At 42.1% G+C, this 17,115-nt stretch carries 20 protein-coding genes; 17 read left to right on the forward strand and 3 right to left on the reverse strand.

Annotated features, from left to right (window positions below):
- The first annotated feature begins 43 nt into the window (after positions 1-43).
- The 4 genes from DXC04_RS02165 (at position 44) to DXC04_RS02180 (ending at position 4,864) form a co-directional block, all read left to right on the forward strand.
- Entirely contained in the window at positions 44-817 is a 774-nt protein-coding gene (locus DXC04_RS02165; RefSeq protein WP_021861029.1) for a ZIP family metal transporter, read from the forward strand.
- Positions 818-866: 49 nt separating this feature from the next.
- Positions 867-2,906, forward strand: a complete 2,040-nt coding sequence (locus DXC04_RS02170) for a HelD family protein (RefSeq protein WP_118659890.1) — start codon at positions 867-869, stop codon at positions 2,904-2,906.
- A gap of 17 nt (positions 2,907-2,923) precedes the next feature.
- Positions 2,924-3,403: a 23S rRNA (pseudouridine(1915)-N(3))-methyltransferase RlmH gene (gene rlmH / locus DXC04_RS02175; protein ID WP_021861027.1), complete on the forward strand. Its 480-nt coding sequence runs from the start codon at positions 2,924-2,926 to the stop codon at positions 3,401-3,403.
- Positions 3,404-3,505: 102 nt separating this feature from the next.
- Positions 3,506-4,864 (forward strand): MATE family efflux transporter, encoded by a 1,359-nt coding sequence (locus DXC04_RS02180; RefSeq protein ID WP_118659742.1) that lies wholly within the window; start codon positions 3,506-3,508, stop codon positions 4,862-4,864.
- 57 nt (positions 4,865-4,921) lie between these two features.
- Here DXC04_RS02180 and DXC04_RS02185 read toward each other — a convergent pair whose 3' ends face one another.
- A complete protein-coding gene (locus DXC04_RS02185; protein WP_117537207.1) occupies positions 4,922-5,539 on the reverse strand; it encodes a hypothetical protein in 618 nt (205 codons plus the stop codon).
- Positions 5,536-5,868: a PadR family transcriptional regulator gene (locus tag DXC04_RS02190; RefSeq protein ID WP_117537206.1), complete on the reverse strand. Its 333-nt coding sequence runs from the start codon at positions 5,866-5,868 to the stop codon at positions 5,536-5,538. Before DXC04_RS02190 ends, DXC04_RS02185 begins: the two co-directional genes overlap by 4 nt.
- Before the next feature lie 220 nt (positions 5,869-6,088).
- Between DXC04_RS02190 and DXC04_RS02195 the strand changes: the two genes are divergently transcribed.
- Positions 6,089-7,408, forward strand: a complete 1,320-nt coding sequence (locus tag DXC04_RS02195; protein ID WP_021861023.1) for a M18 family aminopeptidase — start codon at positions 6,089-6,091, stop codon at positions 7,406-7,408.
- Positions 7,409-7,548: 140 nt separating this feature from the next.
- On the opposite strand, the gene DXC04_RS02200 is transcribed toward DXC04_RS02195, so the two are convergent.
- The gene (locus DXC04_RS02200; protein WP_021861022.1) at positions 7,549-7,827 is read right to left on the reverse strand and encodes a type II toxin-antitoxin system HicB family antitoxin; all 279 of its coding nucleotides are present in this window, start codon (positions 7,825-7,827) and stop codon (positions 7,549-7,551) included.
- A gap of 325 nt (positions 7,828-8,152) precedes the next feature.
- Between DXC04_RS02200 and DXC04_RS02205 the strand changes: the two genes are divergently transcribed.
- The 12 genes from DXC04_RS02205 to miaB all read left to right on the forward strand — a co-directional run bounded on the left by DXC04_RS02205 (position 8,153) and on the right by miaB (position 17,047).
- On the forward strand, positions 8,153-8,596 hold the full coding sequence (locus DXC04_RS02205; protein ID WP_021861021.1) for a GNAT family N-acetyltransferase: 444 nt from the start codon (positions 8,153-8,155) through the stop codon (positions 8,594-8,596).
- Positions 8,597-8,690: 94 nt separating this feature from the next.
- Complete coding sequence (locus tag DXC04_RS02210; RefSeq protein ID WP_118519346.1) at positions 8,691-9,377, forward strand: SanA/YdcF family protein; 687 nt, start codon at positions 8,691-8,693, stop codon at positions 9,375-9,377.
- An 82-nt stretch (positions 9,378-9,459) separates the two neighbouring features.
- Complete coding sequence (locus tag DXC04_RS02215) at positions 9,460-9,708, forward strand: YabP/YqfC family sporulation protein (RefSeq protein ID WP_021861019.1); 249 nt, start codon at positions 9,460-9,462, stop codon at positions 9,706-9,708.
- A gap of 16 nt (positions 9,709-9,724) precedes the next feature.
- On the forward strand, positions 9,725-11,032 hold the full coding sequence (locus DXC04_RS02220) for a sporulation protein YqfD (protein WP_118659744.1): 1,308 nt from the start codon (positions 9,725-9,727) through the stop codon (positions 11,030-11,032).
- Positions 11,007-12,005, forward strand: coding sequence for a PhoH family protein (locus DXC04_RS02225; protein WP_021861017.1), 999 nt, complete (start codon positions 11,007-11,009; stop codon positions 12,003-12,005). The genes DXC04_RS02220 and DXC04_RS02225 overlap by 26 nt, the downstream gene beginning before the upstream one ends.
- On the forward strand, positions 12,005-12,499 hold the full coding sequence (gene ybeY, locus DXC04_RS02230) for an rRNA maturation RNase YbeY (RefSeq protein WP_118659746.1): 495 nt from the start codon (positions 12,005-12,007) through the stop codon (positions 12,497-12,499). Before DXC04_RS02225 ends, ybeY begins: the two co-directional genes overlap by 1 nt.
- A gap of 13 nt (positions 12,500-12,512) precedes the next feature.
- A complete protein-coding gene (locus DXC04_RS02235; protein ID WP_021861015.1) occupies positions 12,513-14,171 on the forward strand; it encodes a putative polysaccharide biosynthesis protein in 1,659 nt (552 codons plus the stop codon).
- A 58-nt stretch (positions 14,172-14,229) separates the two neighbouring features.
- Complete coding sequence (locus tag DXC04_RS02240; RefSeq protein ID WP_021861014.1) at positions 14,230-14,580, forward strand: hypothetical protein; 351 nt, start codon at positions 14,230-14,232, stop codon at positions 14,578-14,580.
- 61 nt (positions 14,581-14,641) lie between these two features.
- Positions 14,642-14,875 (forward strand): DUF896 domain-containing protein, encoded by a 234-nt coding sequence (locus tag DXC04_RS15815; RefSeq protein ID WP_021861013.1) that lies wholly within the window; start codon positions 14,642-14,644, stop codon positions 14,873-14,875.
- Positions 14,853-15,410, forward strand: a complete 558-nt coding sequence (locus DXC04_RS02245) for a 5-formyltetrahydrofolate cyclo-ligase (protein ID WP_243112082.1) — start codon at positions 14,853-14,855, stop codon at positions 15,408-15,410. The genes DXC04_RS15815 and DXC04_RS02245 overlap by 23 nt, the downstream gene beginning before the upstream one ends.
- On the forward strand, positions 15,410-15,586 hold the full coding sequence (locus tag DXC04_RS02250; protein ID WP_118659748.1) for a DUF4250 domain-containing protein: 177 nt from the start codon (positions 15,410-15,412) through the stop codon (positions 15,584-15,586). Before DXC04_RS02245 ends, DXC04_RS02250 begins: the two co-directional genes overlap by 1 nt.
- A gap of 27 nt (positions 15,587-15,613) precedes the next feature.
- Complete coding sequence (gene miaB / locus DXC04_RS02255; protein ID WP_243112083.1) at positions 15,614-17,047, forward strand: tRNA (N6-isopentenyl adenosine(37)-C2)-methylthiotransferase MiaB; 1,434 nt, start codon at positions 15,614-15,616, stop codon at positions 17,045-17,047.
- Positions 17,048-17,115: the final 68 nt, after the last annotated feature.

Genomic DNA, 17,115 nt, shown 5'->3' on the forward strand with positions numbered 1-17,115 from the left:
TGAAATATGACGTGATGGAAACAGCAAGCAGAAAGGAGTATTTATGACTGTATTTTTAGGACTTATCATTCCTTTTATCGGAACAACTCTTGGCGCAGTTTGCGTATTTTTTGTGAAAAATGAATTAAAACCGTTGATCCAGAAATCGCTGCTCGGATTCGCAGCGGGAGTAATGGTTGCAGCCTCTGTGTGGTCTCTTCTGATACCTGCAATGGAAATGAGCGGGTCAATGGGCAGGCTTGCATTTCTTCCGGCTGCGGTTGGATTCATTATCGGAATCCTGTTTTTGCTGATTCTGGACCGGGCTATTCCACATCTGCACATCGGATGCGAGGAGGCAGAAGGCCCGGCATGCAGTCTGAAAAAATCAACGATGCTGATTCTTGCTGTAACGATTCATAATATTCCGGAAGGAATATCCAGCGGTGCCATATTTGCCGGTATCGTCAGCGGCAATACCAATATAACTCTGGCGGGAGCATTTGCTCTGTCTATTGGTATTGCAATCCAGAATCTTCCGGAGGGATTTATTGTCTCTCTGCCAATAAGAAGTGAAAATGGACGTGGAAAGGCATTTTTCTATGGTATGCTTTCTGGAATCGTTGAACCGATCGCGGGTGGGATTACTGTATTATTTGCTTCTTTTATTACACCGGGATTGCCGTATCTGCTTGCATTTGCGGCAGGGGCGATGATCTATGTTGTCGTTGAGGAATTGATTCCGGAGGCAGCGGAAGGTGAACACAGTAATATTGGAACCATCGGATTTGCAGCAGGATTCGTATTAATGATGATTCTGGATGTGGCACTGGGATAAAAGTGCTGTATATCAGAAAGTTACAATAAATAAAAGGACACGAACAGCTATGGGACAGAACCTTGAGGATATCCGCTTTGACGGAGAACTTTTTTTAGAAGACGTATTAGAAAAATTACATAAAAAGATGGATGAACTGAAAGAGGAGCTGACTGCCGGGGAACAGGAGATCCGCCAGATGCATGACTATTACTGGGAAAATTATACCGAGATGGACCAGTATGGATATGAAGATTATGATAATCAGCAGGCACTTTTGCATCAGGTGAATGCAAATCAGGAAAAACTGCGCATGCAGCAGAGAATTGCAAGGCTCATGGATGCCCCGTTTTTTGGACGAGTGGATTTCATCTATGATGGAGAAGACGAATCGGAGCCATTTTATATTGGAATCGGAAATTTTGCGCCGGAAGCGGGTATGTGTCCGCTGATCTATGACTGGCGTGCGCCGGTCTGTGGACTTTTCTATGATTATGATGCCGGAGAAGCTTCCTATGAGGCGCCATCCGGTACGATCACAGGAAAGATTGCATCCAAGTGGCAGTATAAGATCCGTAAGGGAAAAATGATCTATGCCTTTGAGAGCGATACGAAGATTGATGATGAGATTTTAAAACAGGAGCTTGGAAGCAACAGCGATGTACAGTTAAAGAATATTGTGCGCACGATCCAGAAGGAACAGAACGCAATTATCCGTAACCGCAAAGACCAGATCCTTGTGATCCAGGGTGTGGCAGGAAGTGGCAAGACATCGGTAGCGCTTCATCGTGTGGCATATCTTCTGTATCATGACAGAGAACATCTGAAAGCGTCAAATGTGCTGATCTTATCGCCGAACAGTGTGTTTTCGGATTATATTTCACATATTCTGCCGGAACTTGGAGAAGAAAACATCCGGGAGATGAGCTTTGATCTTTTTGCATACAAAGAACTGCATAGTATTGTAAATGACTGTGAAGACCGCTATGACGAACTGGAACATCAGATGCAGTTCCCGGACGCAGCTGCAAAGAAGCAGTATGAATTGAAACAGTCACCGGAGATCATCGGAATGATGGAGGCATTTCTTGCACTTTTGGAAGAAGAGCTGGTTGATCTGAAAGAGATCTCTTATAAAGGATATACTAAGTCAGAGAGTGAAATTATCTCTCTCTTTTATTTCAAATTCCAGAATACACCGCTGCTCGCAAGAATGGATGCAGTCATGGATTATTTTAAAGATGAATTTGTGACTTTAAGAGGCAGGGAACTCTCCGAGGAAGAAGAGGAATATCTGAAAGAAAAGGCAGGGCAGATGTATATGGAACGTGATATTTATCATATTTATAACCGCTTTCTGGAGTTTGCAGGTTATGAAACATTACCAGATCTGCCATATGAAAAAAGGATCCTTTCTTATGAAGATGTCTATCCGATGTTATATTTAAAATACCGCCTGTGCGGAGCCACACAGCATAAAAATGTCAAACATCTTGTCATCGATGAGATGCAGGATTATTCTTATCTGCAGTACAGTATTCTTGCCATGTTATTCCCGTGCAGAATGACGATCCTCGGCGACCGCATGCAGACAATGGATGAAAAGCAACAGGATGTCACCCGGTTTCTTCCGAAGATTTTTGACCGGAAAGTAAGGAAACTGGAGATGAATAAAAGTTATCGTAATACTGTCGAGATCGCAGAGTATGCAAGAGCACTGAGCGGCGATCAGGAGCTGGAACTTCTGATGCGTCATGGACAGGGTGTTACAGAACAGACATTTGTTTCAAAAGAAGCGTTGCTGGATCAGGTTCTTATAGATGTAAACCTGGAAAAATACGAGACTGCTGCCATTTTAACACTGACAGAAGAAGATGCTTTAACCGTCTGTCAGATTTTGAAGGACAGGGAAGAAAATTATCATTATATTGACCGTAATACATCTGCGTTTGAAAAAGGGCTTACCGTGACAACCTTTTATCTGGCAAAAGGGCTGGAATTTGACCAGGTATTCACTGCATTTTTCCATCGTGACAATCCACTTTACAAGCAGGCGGCTTACATCAGTGCGACAAGGGCGCTGCATGAACTTTTTGTCTATCAGATATAAGGAGAGATAAGAAATCTATGAAAATAACAGTGATAACCGTAGGGAAAATAAAAGAAAAATATCTGAAAGATGCAATTGCAGAATACAGCAAACGGCTCAGCCGTTACTGCAAACTGGAAATTCTGGAAGTTGCTGATGAGAAGACACCGGATGGTGCAAGTGAGATAGTAGAAGAGAATATCCGCGAAAAAGAAGGCGAACGGATTTTAAAGCTGATCAAAGAGGACGCATATGTCATCACGCTGGAAATCAGCGGAAAGATGTTAACTTCCGAGGAACTGGCAGACCGGATCGAGACACTTGGAATCCAGGGGAAAAGCCACCTGGTATTCGTGATCGGCGGATCGATCGGACTTGGAAGAGAAGTGTTAAGGCGTTCCGACTATGCACTCAGTTTTTCCAAAATGACATTTCCGCATCAGCTTATGCGCGTCATTTTGCTGGAGCAGATTTACAGAAGTTATCGCATTATCAATGGAGAGCCGTATCATAAATAAGATGATATCAGATAAGGTGTGGTGAAAGTGCATAGTACGTAATTATCTGCAGACATCACAACATCAACATTATATAGATTATATAGAACAGAAGGTTAGAACATGAACGAAGATAAAGAATTTTTAGGAACAGAACCAATTGGAAAATTATTATTAAGACTGGCGCTTCCAACCCTAGCGGCTCAGATTATCAATATGCTGTACAATATTGTGGACCGTATTTATATCGGGCATATCCCACATGTAGGTGCGGCGGCACTGACAGGAGTCGGTGTCTGCATGCCACTGATTATGATCGTGTCTGCATTTGCGGCACTGGTCGGATATGGAGGTTCGCCGAGAGCATCCATTTATCTCGGAAAGAAAGATGTTGAATCGGCAGAGAAGATTTTAGGAAACTGCTTTACAATGCAGATTCTTGTATCGCTGATACTGACAGCGGTTTTGATTATCTGGAATCGGGATCTTCTGCTTGCATTCGGTGCCAGTGAAAATACAATTCCCTATGCGAACAGCTATATGAATCTTTATGCACTTGGAACGCTGTTTGTAGAACTGACACTTGGTATGAACGCATTTATTACGACACAGGGATTTGCTAAGACTGGAATGTATTCCGTTTTGATTGGTGCAGTTGCCAATATCATCCTGGATCCTGTGTTTATCTTTTTACTGGGTATGGGAGTGAGAGGAGCGGCGCTTGCTACAATACTTTCGCAGGCTCTTTCCTGCATCTGGGTCGTGAGTTTTCTGTGTGGGAAGAAGACATTTATCCGTATCCGGAAAGAGAATCTGAAACTGATACCGAAAGTAATTTTACCGTGTCTTGCACTTGGATCTGCAACATTTATTATGCAGGCAAGTGAGAGCGTTATTTCGGTATGCTTCAATTCTTCGCTTCAGAAATACGGCGGAGATATGGCAGTTGGAGCTATGACAATCCTTACAAGCGTCATGCAGTTTGCAATGCTTCCGCTTCAGGGATTCGGCCAGGGGGCACAGCCAATCATGAGTTACAATTACGGCGCAAAAAATGTAAAGCGTGTAAAAGCCGCCTTTTTATTACTATTAAAGATCAGTATGATCTATGCAGTTATTTTATGGGGCTGCGTCATGTTCTTCCCGCAGATTTTTGCCGGAATCTTCACAACAGATACGGCACTGGTTGCATTTACAGCAAAAGCGCTCCGTGTATATCTTGCAGTGATGTTCCTGTTCGGTATCCAGATTTCCTGCCAGATGGCGTTTAATTCACTTGGAAGAGCTGTGGAATCCATTATCGTTGCAGTTGTACGTAAGTTCGTGCTTCTGATTCCGCTTATCTATATTATTCCGCAGATCTTCCGCGCGGATCAGACAACAGCGGTTTATATGGCAGAGCCGGTCGCAGATTTGATCGCAGTTACATTTACGGCAATTTTATTTTCTGTTCGATTCAAAAAGGCGCTTAGAGCAATCTAGGCGCCTTTTTGAATCGGATGCATAATCTGTCATTAGCAGATTATACGTTGCAGTATATTAAATTTCATTTGGAGAGTGTGCTCGGTTACGTCTGGCTCCGATGATATAGATAAGCGTCATCGGATAATCTAATATCAACCCGAAAAGGAAAATAATACAATCACCCGTTTCAATCGGGCTGTCAATACTCATAATGGCATTATAAATGTCATTTCCGGCTATGAATATGAGGAAAATAAGTCCAAGTGCAAGGATTTTATTTCCCTTTTCTGGTGTATTACAGCCATGTTCGGCATAATATCCCATAAAGAAAGCATAAGCTGCAAATATATTATAATAAATAATTTCCGTCGCAGAAAGACCACCAAATACAGCCACCAGTCCCATTGAGATTGGGAGAAGTCCATAAAGCTGAAAATAGATTCCGCTGATTCGCAATAATTTTCTGCCGCCAAGTGCCTGCATTCCGCCGATGGAATATACAAGATCTTCACAGAATTCCCGAATCGGTTTTCCGATAACCTCCATAAAATCTTCCCCTCGTTCCTGTGATTCTAATGCCATTCCAGTAATGTCCTCTTCAATCTGACGAATCTCTTCAGTAGAAAGAGGGAACGTACGGATATATCGTTTTGCTTTTCTCATAATTTTTTCATTTTCCTTTGTTAGTTTCATAATGATTCCTCCATATTTAAGATTTCATTTACTGATTTCTGCACCTGATTCCAACAGTTTATAAATCCATGCAGATAGGTAAGTCCTTCGTCGGTAATGGAATAGTATTTGCGCCTTGGTCCAAGAGGAGACGGACGCAGAGTTGAACTAATATAATTCTTCTTCTCCAATCTGACGAGAAGTGGATAAATCGTTCCTTCTTTAATATCCTCAAAACCATACTCTGTAAGGCTGGTTACAATCTGGTAGCCGTAAGTGGTTTCCCGATACAGAATCTGTAAAATACAACCTTCCAGTGTCCCGCGCATAAGCTGTGACTTGTCATACATATTGTAATCACCATCCTTTTTTCAAATTCTTTATTTACTACCTTACAATACATAGTAGCTATTGACTATATTGTAACACATAGTAGCGAGATGTCAAGTGAAACATAAAAATGATTTACAGATAAGGAAAGCATATATTGCGTCTGGGAATAGTCCTTGTGAGAAAATGCGATCTGCTGTATGATGTGTATATAATAAAAATTAGAGAGGGCATAATAAAATGGAAATAAACAGGATAACTGAATTAACGGATTTTATAGAGCAGTCACCGACCGCTTTCCATGCGGTACAAAATTTGAAAACCATGCTGGATAAAGATGGATTCCAGGAATTAAAGGAAGCTGAAAAATGGCATCTGGAACCAGACGGAAAATACTATGTCACAAGAAATAATTCCAGCATTATTGCATTGAAAATAGGAAATGCTTTGGATGAATACAGCTTTCATGTGACGGCATCCCACAGCGATTCACCGACATTCAAATTAAAAGAAAATATCGAGATAAATGTCGCTGGAAAGTATACCGTGCTCAACACAGAAGGATACGGCGGTATGATCTGTTCTACATGGTTCGACAGACCGCTTTCGTTGGCAGGCCGTGTTATGGTAAAAGATGGAAACAGTATTGAAACAAAATTAGTGAAAATTAATCGTGATCTGCTTATGATCCCAAGTCTTGCCATTCATATGGACCGCAAAGTAAACGATGGAAAATCCTACAACAAACAGATCGACATGCTTCCGGTTCTGTCCGGCAGTGTAAAAGAATCCGGCGAGATAAAAGCGATCATTGCAAAAGAACTGGATGTAGAAACAGAGGATATTTATGGAATGGATCTTTTCTTATATAACCGTATGAAAGCGGTACGCTGGGGAAGTGAAGAAGAATTTATTGGATGTCCGAGACTGGATGATTTAGAGTGTGCATTTACTTCTGCAAAAGCATTCCTGACAGCCGGTAATCAGAAAAATATCAATGTCTTTGCCTGCTTTGATAATGAAGAAGTCGGTTCCGGAACGAAACAAGGAGCCAAGTCTACCTTCCTTTTTGATGTATTGTGGCGCACAAATCAAGCACTGGGATACAGCGAAGAAGATTTTTACCGTGCACTTGCAGGAAGCTTTCTGTTAAGCTGCGACAATGCACATGCTGTGCATCCGAATTACAGGCAGAAAACAGATACGACGAACTGTACTTATATGAACGAAGGAATTGTTGTGAAATCACATGCCGGTCAGAAATATACAAGTGATGCGGTCAGTATTGCGGTATTTAAGATGATCTGTGAAAAAGCAGGTGTTCCGGTACAGTTTTTCGCAAACCGTTCGGATGAAGCAGGTGGCAGTACGCTTGGTAATCTTGCTATGGCTCAGGTGTCCATGAACACAGTTGATATCGGGCTGCCACAGCTTGGCATGCATTCCGCATATGAGACAGCCGGTGTCAAAGATGTGGATTCTATGATACGTGCCATACAGGAATTTTATCAAACGCACATAAAAGCAAACGCGGATGGAAATTACATTCTCAAAGAATAAAATCAGAAATAAATTTACAAAACATTGTGTGAAAGAGTTCGCTGAACGAAATAATAATAAAAGAAAATCTCTGGGAAAACAGGAGCAGTCACGCTCTTTATTTCCAGAGATTTTTATCTTACATGCTTTCTGTTATCTCTTTATTCATCCCATCCTTCATAAAAACGGATGTTCATGGAAATGTTGCGGACAATATCGCCTTCTTCCAAAGTCAGATCTTCCAGATCACTGACATATGGGATGAGTGGTTCGTCTTCGGATAATTCCAGTGTCAACCAGTCTTTTCCGGCATCGTTGATACTGTCGATGGCGTCATCCAGAGTCTCCCCTTCTCCGTAACAATATTCCAGGTCCGGGAAATAACCTTTGTAGCTGCCTTCTTCAGTCTGACGGAAGATGGCAGGATATATAAATTTCATAAAATAGTTCCTCCTTCATTCGGTAAATGCATATCTTGTACTATTATAGCATCCAGAAATCAGAATGCAAGGTCTAAGAGACTATACAGGCGGAATAAACTCATGTATAATGTTAGATGCCAGGGGCAAAAGCCTAAAACTACGATGTGCTTGCACATGAGTAGTTTTAGGGCTTAATGCCCCGCCCCGATATGAGCATAAAAGTGGAGCGTAAGCTTCACGATATGCGAATATTGGGTAGAATTGTGAGAGTACGAAGTACGAAACAATTCGTATGGAATCTGTATATAACAGATGTGAAATAAGAAAAGTATCGGAGGTTTTTATGTTTACAATCAGAGATGTTAAAGAGACAGACAGAGAAGTCCTTTTTGCGATGGAGAAGGAATTTTATGAAGGACCGGCGTGTGACCACACGGTTCCGGAAGAAAATTTTGAGGCAACACTTAAGGAATGCCTGCGCAGCCGACAGTATGCGAGAATGTTGATGCTGGAAGATGAAACCGGCGTTGTCGGATATTTTAATATGTCTCTTACTTGGAGCAACGAGGCGGGAGGACAGACAGTTCTCTTAGAAGAACTTTTCTTCAAACCGGAAGCGAGAGGCAAAGGTTATGGAACAAAAGTATTTGCATGGGTAGAAGAAGAATACCCGGATGCTAAGAGATACCGCCTGGAGGCAACACCGTGCAATGAAAAAGCAATCGCGTTATACAAAAGGCTTGGATATGAAGGACTTGATTATTATCAAATGATTAAGGAACGTTAAAATACAGCACATGCAAAATTTGCTATTGGCAGTTTTCTTCAGATGCTATGGCGACAAAGAATTGTAGTTAAGTAAAAAAGAAATGGGGAAGTATATGAAAAGACAAAAGAAAAAAAGATTGATACTGCGTATTTTCAGAAATCTGATCTGTATCGGATTGTTTGTTATTCTTGCAGCACTTCTTGGAAATGCATGGGTGATCGGAAGCACGAAAGGTCTGATCAAAAAGGAATCTGAAGTGAAATCTTCAAAAGCAGACTGTATCCTTGTACTTGGAGCAGGCGTACACAAGGACAATTCACCGTCGCTTATGTTACGGGACCGTCTGGAGACGGCATGCAGACTTTATGAAGAAGGAGCAGCATCCAAGATCATTATGAGTGGCGATCATGGCAGAAAAGACTATGACGAAGTACAGGTTATGAAAGATTATGCCATAGACAAAGGGATTCCGTCTTCAGATATTTTTATGGATCATGCCGGATTTTCCACTTATGAGAGTATGTATCGTGCAAAGGCGGTTTTTCAGGTAAAGAATATGATCGTTGTGTCACAGAAATATCATCTGTATCGTGCACTGTACAGTGGCAAGGGGCTTGGAATGAAGGTGACCGGAGTTCCGGCAAAGGAAACGCGCTATGCAGGACAGATGTACCGGGATCTGCGGGAACTTCTGGCAAGAGATAAAGACGTTGTATCGGTATTGCGCAAGACAAAACCGACATATCTTGGAGAAGCGATCCCGGTGAGCGGAGACGGGGATGCAACCAACGATCAGTAAAGTTTTTTGCGTGGATGTGAGCATATTGAAATAAAGATCTGCATAGATTACAATAACATCCATAAGAAGGCAGTCGGTGTGTATGGAGTTTGCAGAGATACCGAAAGATGTACTTCCGGGGCTGTCGGTTCTGACAGTAACCGGTAATGTGGAGCTTACGCTGGAGAACTACCGTGGGATTCTGGAATATACAGGCGAACTTGTCCGGGTGCAGGTAAAAGGCGGCCAGTTAAAAGTTACCGGAGAGCATCTGATGATCTCCTATTATACGAATGATGAGATGAAAATGACCGGATGGATCCGGGATATCGAATATCATTGCAGTGAATAAGGAGGTGTCGGAAAAGATGCTGATCCGTTTGTGGAGATATACCCGGGGATATTTAAGAATCCGTATTACAGGCTCCGGAACCGAGCGTTTTATTAATGGCTGTCGTCACAGGAACATCCGTCTCTGGAATCTGCAGGTGGTAAATGGCGCATATGAAGTAAATATGTTCGTATGCGATTTCAAAAAACTGAAAACGATTCTTCGAAAGACCGGTACGAAAGTCACGATCGTGAAGCGTATTGGTCTTCCTTTTTTTCTGCTCCGCTATCGCAGGAGAAAATTATTTTTTACGGGATGTGTACTGTGTTTTGCATTACTGGTCATGCTGACACGTTTTATCTGGGATATTGATCTGTCGGGAAATCAGATCTATACGAGAGAGCAGATTCTTCATTATTTGGAAAATAATAAGGTACATACCGGAATGGTGAAATCGAAAGTAAACTGCGGCAAGATTGCAGCAGATCTTAGAAGGAATTATAAAAATATCATATGGGTTTCAGCGAGCATTGACGGCAATCGGCTCTGTATCCGTGTCCGGGAAAATATGGATGCATACAGAAGTAAGACAAAGAAACTGACGGAAAATAGAAAAGAGAAAGCCGTGTCCCCTTATGATCTTGTCGCAGATACAGATGGTGTGATCACAGAAATTGTTCCAAGGGAAGGTATTCCCAGAATCCGGAAAGGAAAGAAGATCAGAAAGGGACAGGTGCTTGTATCCGGTCAGGTTCCGGTAAAGGACGACAGTCAGACAGTGATCGATTACCAGTATCACAGGGCAGATGCGGATATCAAAGCGGAAGTAACGATTCCATATAAAGAGGTTTTAGCAAACAGTTATGCGAAAAAAGTTTATGGAACAATAAAGAAGAAAGAAGACTATATAAGGATTGCAGACTGGCAGTTTCAGACCGGAGATATTTTCCCCGAAAAACAGACGGAACAGACGAAAAAACAGGAAATTTATATCACAAATCATCCACTCTGCCTTTTTGACCGCATCAAACTGCCGGTTTCTTATGGCACGAAAACAACGGTTTTTTACAGAATAAGTCAGAAAAATCATACAACAAAGGAAAAACAGCAGCTTTTAAGCCATACATTTTCACAATATTGCCGTGATTTGGAGAAAAAAGGGGTAGAAATTCTGGAGAATGATGTTAAAATATACACAGGGTCAGGAAACGCCAGTGCGAGAGGCACAATCACTGCAGTCAGGAGTATCGGTGTTTTGAGACCGTCGAAGATAAAAAAGATTCCGCGAAATTCAAAATCGCAACAAGGAGAGAATATAGATGGGCATGATGGAAACAGTCATTGAGATTCCGACCGAGCATGAGCAGAATGTGTTCGGTCAGTTCGATGTTTATGCGAAAAAAATTGAAAGATCTTTACATGTCACACTTATAGCAAGAGATGAACATGTAAAGATCATGGGTGAAGCTGCCCGCGTTGAGAAAGCGAAAAGCGTACTTGCGAATCTGGTAAAACTGTCCGAACGTGGTGGTGGTATCACAGAACAGCAGGTAGATTATACACTTTCACTTGCAATGGAAGACAGCGAAGACAGTGTATTGGAGATTGATAAAGATATTATCTGTCATACGATCCAGGGTAAGCCGATCAAGCCAAAGACGTTGGGACAGAAAAAATACGTCGATGCGATCCGTAAGCAGATGATTACCTTCGGTCTCGGACCAGCAGGAACTGGAAAGACCTACCTTGCAATGGCGATGGCGATCACGGCATTTAAAAATAATGAAGTAGGACGTATCATTCTTACAAGACCGGCAATTGAAGCAGGAGAAAAACTTGGATTTCTTCCTGGAGATCTGCAGAGCAAGATCGATCCTTATTTAAGGCCACTGTATGATGCACTGTATCAGATCATGGGGGCGGAGAGCTTTCTGAAAAATTCTGAAAAAGGTCTGATCGAGGTGGCGCCACTTGCTTACATGCGCGGTCGTACACTGGACAATGCATTTATTATTCTGGATGAAGCGCAGAATACAACTCCGGCACAGATGAAGATGTTCCTTACCCGTATCGGTTTTGGCTCCAAAGTCATTATCACCGGAGATGAGACGCAGAAAGACCTGCCGTCCGGTCAGATTTCCGGTCTGGATACAGCTGTAAAAGTTGTAAAAAACATTAATGATATCAGCATCTGCCGCTTGTCAAGCAAGGATGTTGTGCGTCATCCACTTGTACAGAAGATTGTAAAAGCTTATGAAGAATATGAAAATAAAGCAAATGCCGCCAAGGTACGCGGACGTGAAAAAAGGAGAAAATAATGACGGTTTACTTTGAAGAAGAGGGTGCCCTCACATTGCCTGTAAATGCAAAAGAGATTGCCGAAGAAGTCGTGGAAGGAGCACTGGATTATATCGGATGTCCTTATGAAGCGGAGGTGAATCTGCTTCTTACCATGAATGAACAAATCCATGAGATGAATCTTGAATTCCGAGAGATTGACAGACCGACGGATGTCCTGTCATTTCCGATGCTTGATTATGAAGAGGCAGGTAATTTTGATTTTCTTGAAGACTGTGCGGAAGCTTTTGATCCGGAAAGCGGAGAGCTTGTTCTTGGAGATATTGTCATATCAAAGGAAAAAGTTCTCGCACAGGCTGAAGAATACGGACATTCTCCCCGTAGAGAATATGCTTTTTTAATTGCACATTCTGTGTTACACTTATGTGGATATGACCATATGGAGGAGGAAGAACGCCTCGTTATGGAACAGAAGCAAAGAGAGATTTTAGAAAAATTAGAAATATTACGTTAAGATGGAGTAGAACATGTCGGAAAAACAACAAAGCGAAAAAAATCTGCTGATCCAGGGGACAATTCTGGCAGCCGCAGGAGTGATTACCAAGATCATCGGTGCGGTATACAGAGTTCCGCTGGTTGGTATTCTTGGTGATAAAGGACTGGGATATTACGGTGTTGCGTTCCAGATCTATGCGATTGCGCTGACACTGACTTCGTACAGTCTCCCAGTTGCTGTTTCCAAACTGGTATCCGCCAGAGTTGCAGTCGGCGAATATAAAAATGCATATAAAGTATTCCGTGGTGCGCTTGCATTTGCAATCACAGTAGGAGGAACGGCAGCACTGATTATATTCTTCGGCGCGGGAGTCATTGCCAAAAATATTATGGCGATGAGCATGAGTGTCTATGCACTTCGCGTACTTGCACCCTGTATTCTGATTGTAGCGATTCTTGGTGTATTCCGTGGTTTCTTTCAGGGCAACGGCTCTATGATGCCGACGGCAATCTCGCAGATCTTAGAGCAGATCATCAATGCGGTTGTCAGCATCGGTGGCGCTTATGTCTTATTAAAAGCAGGACGTGCGGTTGGAAAGACAAGAGGTGATTCCTCTTACGGAGAAGCTTATGGTGCGGCCGGTGGTACATTAGGAACAGTTGCCGGTGCAGCCGCAGCACTTGTGCTTGTAGTCTTTATCTTTCTCGTTTACCAGAGAGTTGTAAAGAAAAAAATGAAAAAAGACAGAAGCAGGCACAAGGAAACTTATGAAGAGATATTCCGGGTTCTGCTTTTGACGATCGCACCGGTTATTTTAAGTGCGACGGTATATAATATCTGTGGTGTTATTGACAATGCAATGTTTGGCAAGATCATGGCAGCACAGGGGCACAAGGAGAGTGAATACGCAGCACTTCTTGGAATCATCAGTGGTAAGTACGATACGCTGATCAACGTTCCACTTGCCTTTTCCAGTGCGATCGCATCTGCGATGATGCCGAGTATTGTAGCGGCAGTTAAGAACAGAAGCCGCAAACAGTTACATAATAAGATTGAACTTTTCAGCCGTTTTACAATGGTTGTGGCACTTCCAAGTGCAGTAGGATTTATCGTGCTGGCAAAACCGCTTCTGGATCTTATTTTCTTTACAGAAGATAACCGGATTGCAGCCGTGACACTGCAGTTTGGAGCATTGTCAGTTATTTTCTACTGTTTGTCAACAATCACAAATGCGGCGTTACAGGGCATGGATCGTATGATGACACCGGTATACAGTGCAGCGGCAGCACTTGTTGTACATATTATTTCATTGTTTATTATGATGGTTGTATTTAAGTGGGGCATTTATGCTGTTGTATTAAGTAAGATTGTATTCTCTGTTACTGCTTGTATTTTCAATGCACATGCCTTAAGAGAATATGCTGGCTTTGTACAGGAACGCAAGAAGACATTTATTATACCTGCGATTGCCTCTGTGATCATGGGTGTTGTGGCATTAGTTGTACACCTGTTCTTTGAGTTGTTCCTTGGAACACATATTGCTACAATTCTGGCACTTCTTGCGGCGGTAGCTGTTTATGGTACAGCAATCATCCTGCTTGGCGGTCTTACCGAAGCAGAAATGCGGCAGATGCCGATGGGAACAAAACTGGTTGCCGTTTGTAAAAAATGCCGTCTGTTTCCGTCTTAGGAGCGTATAAAAAAGATTTTACATGCCAATACTATACTAAAAAGGAGTTGTCCTTATTATGAATAAGTATGGTATTGGTTTTTTCACGACAGCAGTTCTGGCAGTGCTGATCCTGACATTTGCCTATCAGTTCAGTTTCCAGAAGGCAAGAGAACATGCACAGGAAGAAGCGGAAGTAAAAAGAGAGACGCAGACAGTTCCTGCGGATGCAAATAAAAAAGAAGGATATTATCTGATAGAGGAAGGCGGATTCCTGGTTGTATATGCCAGTGATCGTAAAACTGTATATGAATATACAGATATTGCTTATGATGATCTGCCGGAGAATGTCCGCAATGAGATCCGCTATGGAAAATATATCCGTTCCCAGGCAGATCTGTACGGATTTCTGGAAAATTATTCCAGCTGAAACTATAGAAAATGAAAAGATTTAAACGAATACAGATAAATGATGGAAAGGACAAAAGAGAATGGACGAGAAGAAAATCGCAAGAATTAACGAATTATATCATAAATCAAAAGAAGGAACACTTACTGAAGAAGAGAGAAAGGAACAGCAGATCCTGCGCCGCGAATATATTGATTCTGTCCGGATGAACCTGCGCGGTCAGCTTAATAATATTTCTATCAAAGAACATGACGGAAGTGTTACAGATCTGGGAAAAAGACATGCAGAAAAATATGGAAACAAAAAAGGAAATTAGATTCCGCATTTTAAAACAGCGGAGAGCACAGTCCAAAGAGACATGCGAGAAATCAAGCATGGCGATCGCCGAAAAACTGCTTGCCCTGCCGGAGTACCGGAAAGCGAAGAATATTTACGCATATATGGATTTTTCGGGGGAAGTAAAGACAGAGGTGATACTGAAAGAATCTCTCCGACTTGGCAAAAATCTCTGGCTTCCAAGAGTGAACGGTGATATTATGGATTTCTTTCGGGTCAGATCGAAAGATGACTTCGAGATCGGAGCATACGGAATCCTGGAGCCAAAAGGCGAGAGCAAAGCCGGGAAGAAAGAAGCAAGAGATGGCTTCATGGTTGTGCCGGGTGTTGCTTTTGATGCAGACAAAAACCGCATCGGCTTCGGCGGTGGTTACTATGACAAATATCTGGAACTGTACCCGGAGCTTTTTACGGCTGCGGTTGCATTCGGCTTTCAGATTGTGGAAGGTGTGCCGATAGAGGCAAATGATATCCGTCCACAGAAACTGATCACAGAAGAAAGGATATATGAATAATGAATTTACCAAAAGATCCAATGCTGCTTTTAAGCGTCGTGAATACAAAACTGCGCGACCAGTTTACATCTCTTGATGCGCTGTGTGAGGATATGCAGGCAGACAGAGAAGAGATGGAAACTAAATTACAGAACATTGATTACACTTACGACGAAAATACCAATCAATTTGTATAGAAGAAAGGAAACAATATGTCAGATCATATGAAATACAACATCGATCTTATGCAGACTCCACCAGAGGAAGATACTGCGAGACAGTATTATTACATAGAAAAAGCAAAAAAATATGTACAGAAGGAGTCTGAGGAAGCAGGACGTCCACTGACTGCATGTATTACTACTTTTGGATGTCAGATGAATGCAAGAGATTCTGAAAAATTAAGGGGGATCTTACTGGATATCGGATATGTGGAAGCGCCGGAAGACGAAGCAGATTTTGTAATCTTCAATACATGTACCGTGCGTGAGAATGCCAATACCCGTGTGTACGGAAGACTGGGACAGTTAAAGCCTCATAAGAAGAAAAATTCACATATGAAGATTGGACTCTGTGGCTGTATGATGCAGGAGCCGGAAGTTATTGAAAAATTAAAGAAGAGCTATTCATTTGTGGATCTCGTATTTGGAACGCATAATATTTATAAATTTGCAGAGCTTATATGCCAGCGCTATGAAAGCGGTAAGATGGTTGTCGATATTTGGAAAGATACCGATAAAATCGTAGAAGATCTTCCGAACAAGAGAAAATATTCATTCAAATCGGGAATCAATATTATGTTCGGTTGTAATAACTTCTGCAGCTACTGCATTGTACCATATGTAAGAGGCCGTGAGCGAAGCAGAAAGCCGGAAGATATTATCCGGGAGATTGAGCGCCTTGTTGCAGACGGTGTTACGGAAGTTATGCTTCTCGGACAGAATGTCAATTCCTATGGAAAGACACTGGATGAGCCGATAAGTTTTGCGCAGTTATTGCAGAAAATTGAAAAGATTGAAGGACTTAAACGAATCCGATTTATGACTTCCCATCCAAAGGATCTTTCTGATGAACTGATCGATGTAATGGCAACTTCCAAGAAAATCTGTAAGCATTTGCACCTTCCGGTACAGTCAGGAAGTACAGAAATCTTAAAGAAAATGAACCGTCATTATACGAAAGAATCTTATCTGGAACTGGTAGAAAAGCTGCGTGCGAAAGTGCCGGATATTTCTCTTACCACAGATATTATCGTCGGATTCCCGGGGGAGACAGAAGAAGATTTTGAAGAGACGCTGGACGTTGTAAGAAAAGTTCGCTATGACAGCGCATTTACGTTTATTTATTCCAAACGTACCGGAACACCTGCCGCAAAAATGGAAAACCAGGTACCAGCAGATGTTGTGAAAAAGAGATTTGACCGCCTTCTTCATGAAGTTCAATCCATCGCAGCTGAAGTATGTGCGGTTCATGAAGGAACAACACAGGAAGTATTGATTGAGTCTGTCAGCGATCATGATTCGACTATGGTGACCGGACGTATGAGTAATAACCTGCTTGTACATTTAAAAGGAGAGGCCTCCATGATCGGAAGCTATGTCAATGCACACCTGACAGAATGTAAAGGATTCTATTATCTGGGAGAACTTGCAGAATAAAATCATTTGCAATATCTTCCACCTATAAAGAGATACAAAAACGCTCAAACTATCTGGTAAGAAGGATA

Origin of the sequence: Dorea sp. OM07-5, assembly GCF_003481355.1 — a bacterium.
In the GTDB taxonomy this organism is placed as follows: Bacteria; Bacillota; Clostridia; order Lachnospirales; family Lachnospiraceae; genus Dorea_D; species Dorea_D hominis.

What these genes read in the sequence shown, in the direction of transcription:
- DXC04_RS02165 (WP_021861029.1), top strand. Translation starts at nt 44, where the DNA reads ATGACTGTATTTTTAGGACTTATCATTCCTTTTATCGGAACAACTCTT.
- DXC04_RS02170 (WP_118659890.1), top strand. Translation starts at nt 867, where the DNA reads ATGGGACAGAACCTTGAGGATATCCGCTTTGACGGAGAACTTTTTTTA.
- rlmH (WP_021861027.1), top strand. Translation starts at nt 2,924, where the DNA reads ATGAAAATAACAGTGATAACCGTAGGGAAAATAAAAGAAAAATATCTG.
- DXC04_RS02180 (WP_118659742.1), top strand. Translation starts at nt 3,506, where the DNA reads ATGAACGAAGATAAAGAATTTTTAGGAACAGAACCAATTGGAAAATTA.
- DXC04_RS02185 (WP_117537207.1), bottom strand. Translation starts at nt 5,539, where the DNA reads ATGAAACTAACAAAGGAAAATGAAAAAATTATGAGAAAAGCAAAACGA.
- DXC04_RS02190 (WP_117537206.1), bottom strand. Translation starts at nt 5,868, where the DNA reads ATGTATGACAAGTCACAGCTTATGCGCGGGACACTGGAAGGTTGTATT.
- DXC04_RS02195 (WP_021861023.1), top strand. Translation starts at nt 6,089, where the DNA reads ATGGAAATAAACAGGATAACTGAATTAACGGATTTTATAGAGCAGTCA.
- DXC04_RS02200 (WP_021861022.1), bottom strand. Translation starts at nt 7,827, where the DNA reads ATGAAATTTATATATCCTGCCATCTTCCGTCAGACTGAAGAAGGCAGC.
- DXC04_RS02205 (WP_021861021.1), top strand. Translation starts at nt 8,153, where the DNA reads ATGTTTACAATCAGAGATGTTAAAGAGACAGACAGAGAAGTCCTTTTT.
- DXC04_RS02210 (WP_118519346.1), top strand. Translation starts at nt 8,691, where the DNA reads ATGAAAAGACAAAAGAAAAAAAGATTGATACTGCGTATTTTCAGAAAT.
- DXC04_RS02215 (WP_021861019.1), top strand. Translation starts at nt 9,460, where the DNA reads ATGGAGTTTGCAGAGATACCGAAAGATGTACTTCCGGGGCTGTCGGTT.
- DXC04_RS02220 (WP_118659744.1), top strand. Translation starts at nt 9,725, where the DNA reads ATGCTGATCCGTTTGTGGAGATATACCCGGGGATATTTAAGAATCCGT.
- DXC04_RS02225 (WP_021861017.1), top strand. Translation starts at nt 11,007, where the DNA reads ATGGGCATGATGGAAACAGTCATTGAGATTCCGACCGAGCATGAGCAG.
- ybeY (WP_118659746.1), top strand. Translation starts at nt 12,005, where the DNA reads ATGACGGTTTACTTTGAAGAAGAGGGTGCCCTCACATTGCCTGTAAAT.
- DXC04_RS02235 (WP_021861015.1), top strand. Translation starts at nt 12,513, where the DNA reads ATGTCGGAAAAACAACAAAGCGAAAAAAATCTGCTGATCCAGGGGACA.
- DXC04_RS02240 (WP_021861014.1), top strand. Translation starts at nt 14,230, where the DNA reads ATGAATAAGTATGGTATTGGTTTTTTCACGACAGCAGTTCTGGCAGTG.
- DXC04_RS15815 (WP_021861013.1), top strand. Translation starts at nt 14,642, where the DNA reads ATGGACGAGAAGAAAATCGCAAGAATTAACGAATTATATCATAAATCA.
- DXC04_RS02245 (WP_243112082.1), top strand. Translation starts at nt 14,853, where the DNA reads ATGGAAACAAAAAAGGAAATTAGATTCCGCATTTTAAAACAGCGGAGA.
- DXC04_RS02250 (WP_118659748.1), top strand. Translation starts at nt 15,410, where the DNA reads ATGAATTTACCAAAAGATCCAATGCTGCTTTTAAGCGTCGTGAATACA.
- miaB (WP_243112083.1), top strand. Translation starts at nt 15,614, where the DNA reads ATGAAATACAACATCGATCTTATGCAGACTCCACCAGAGGAAGATACT.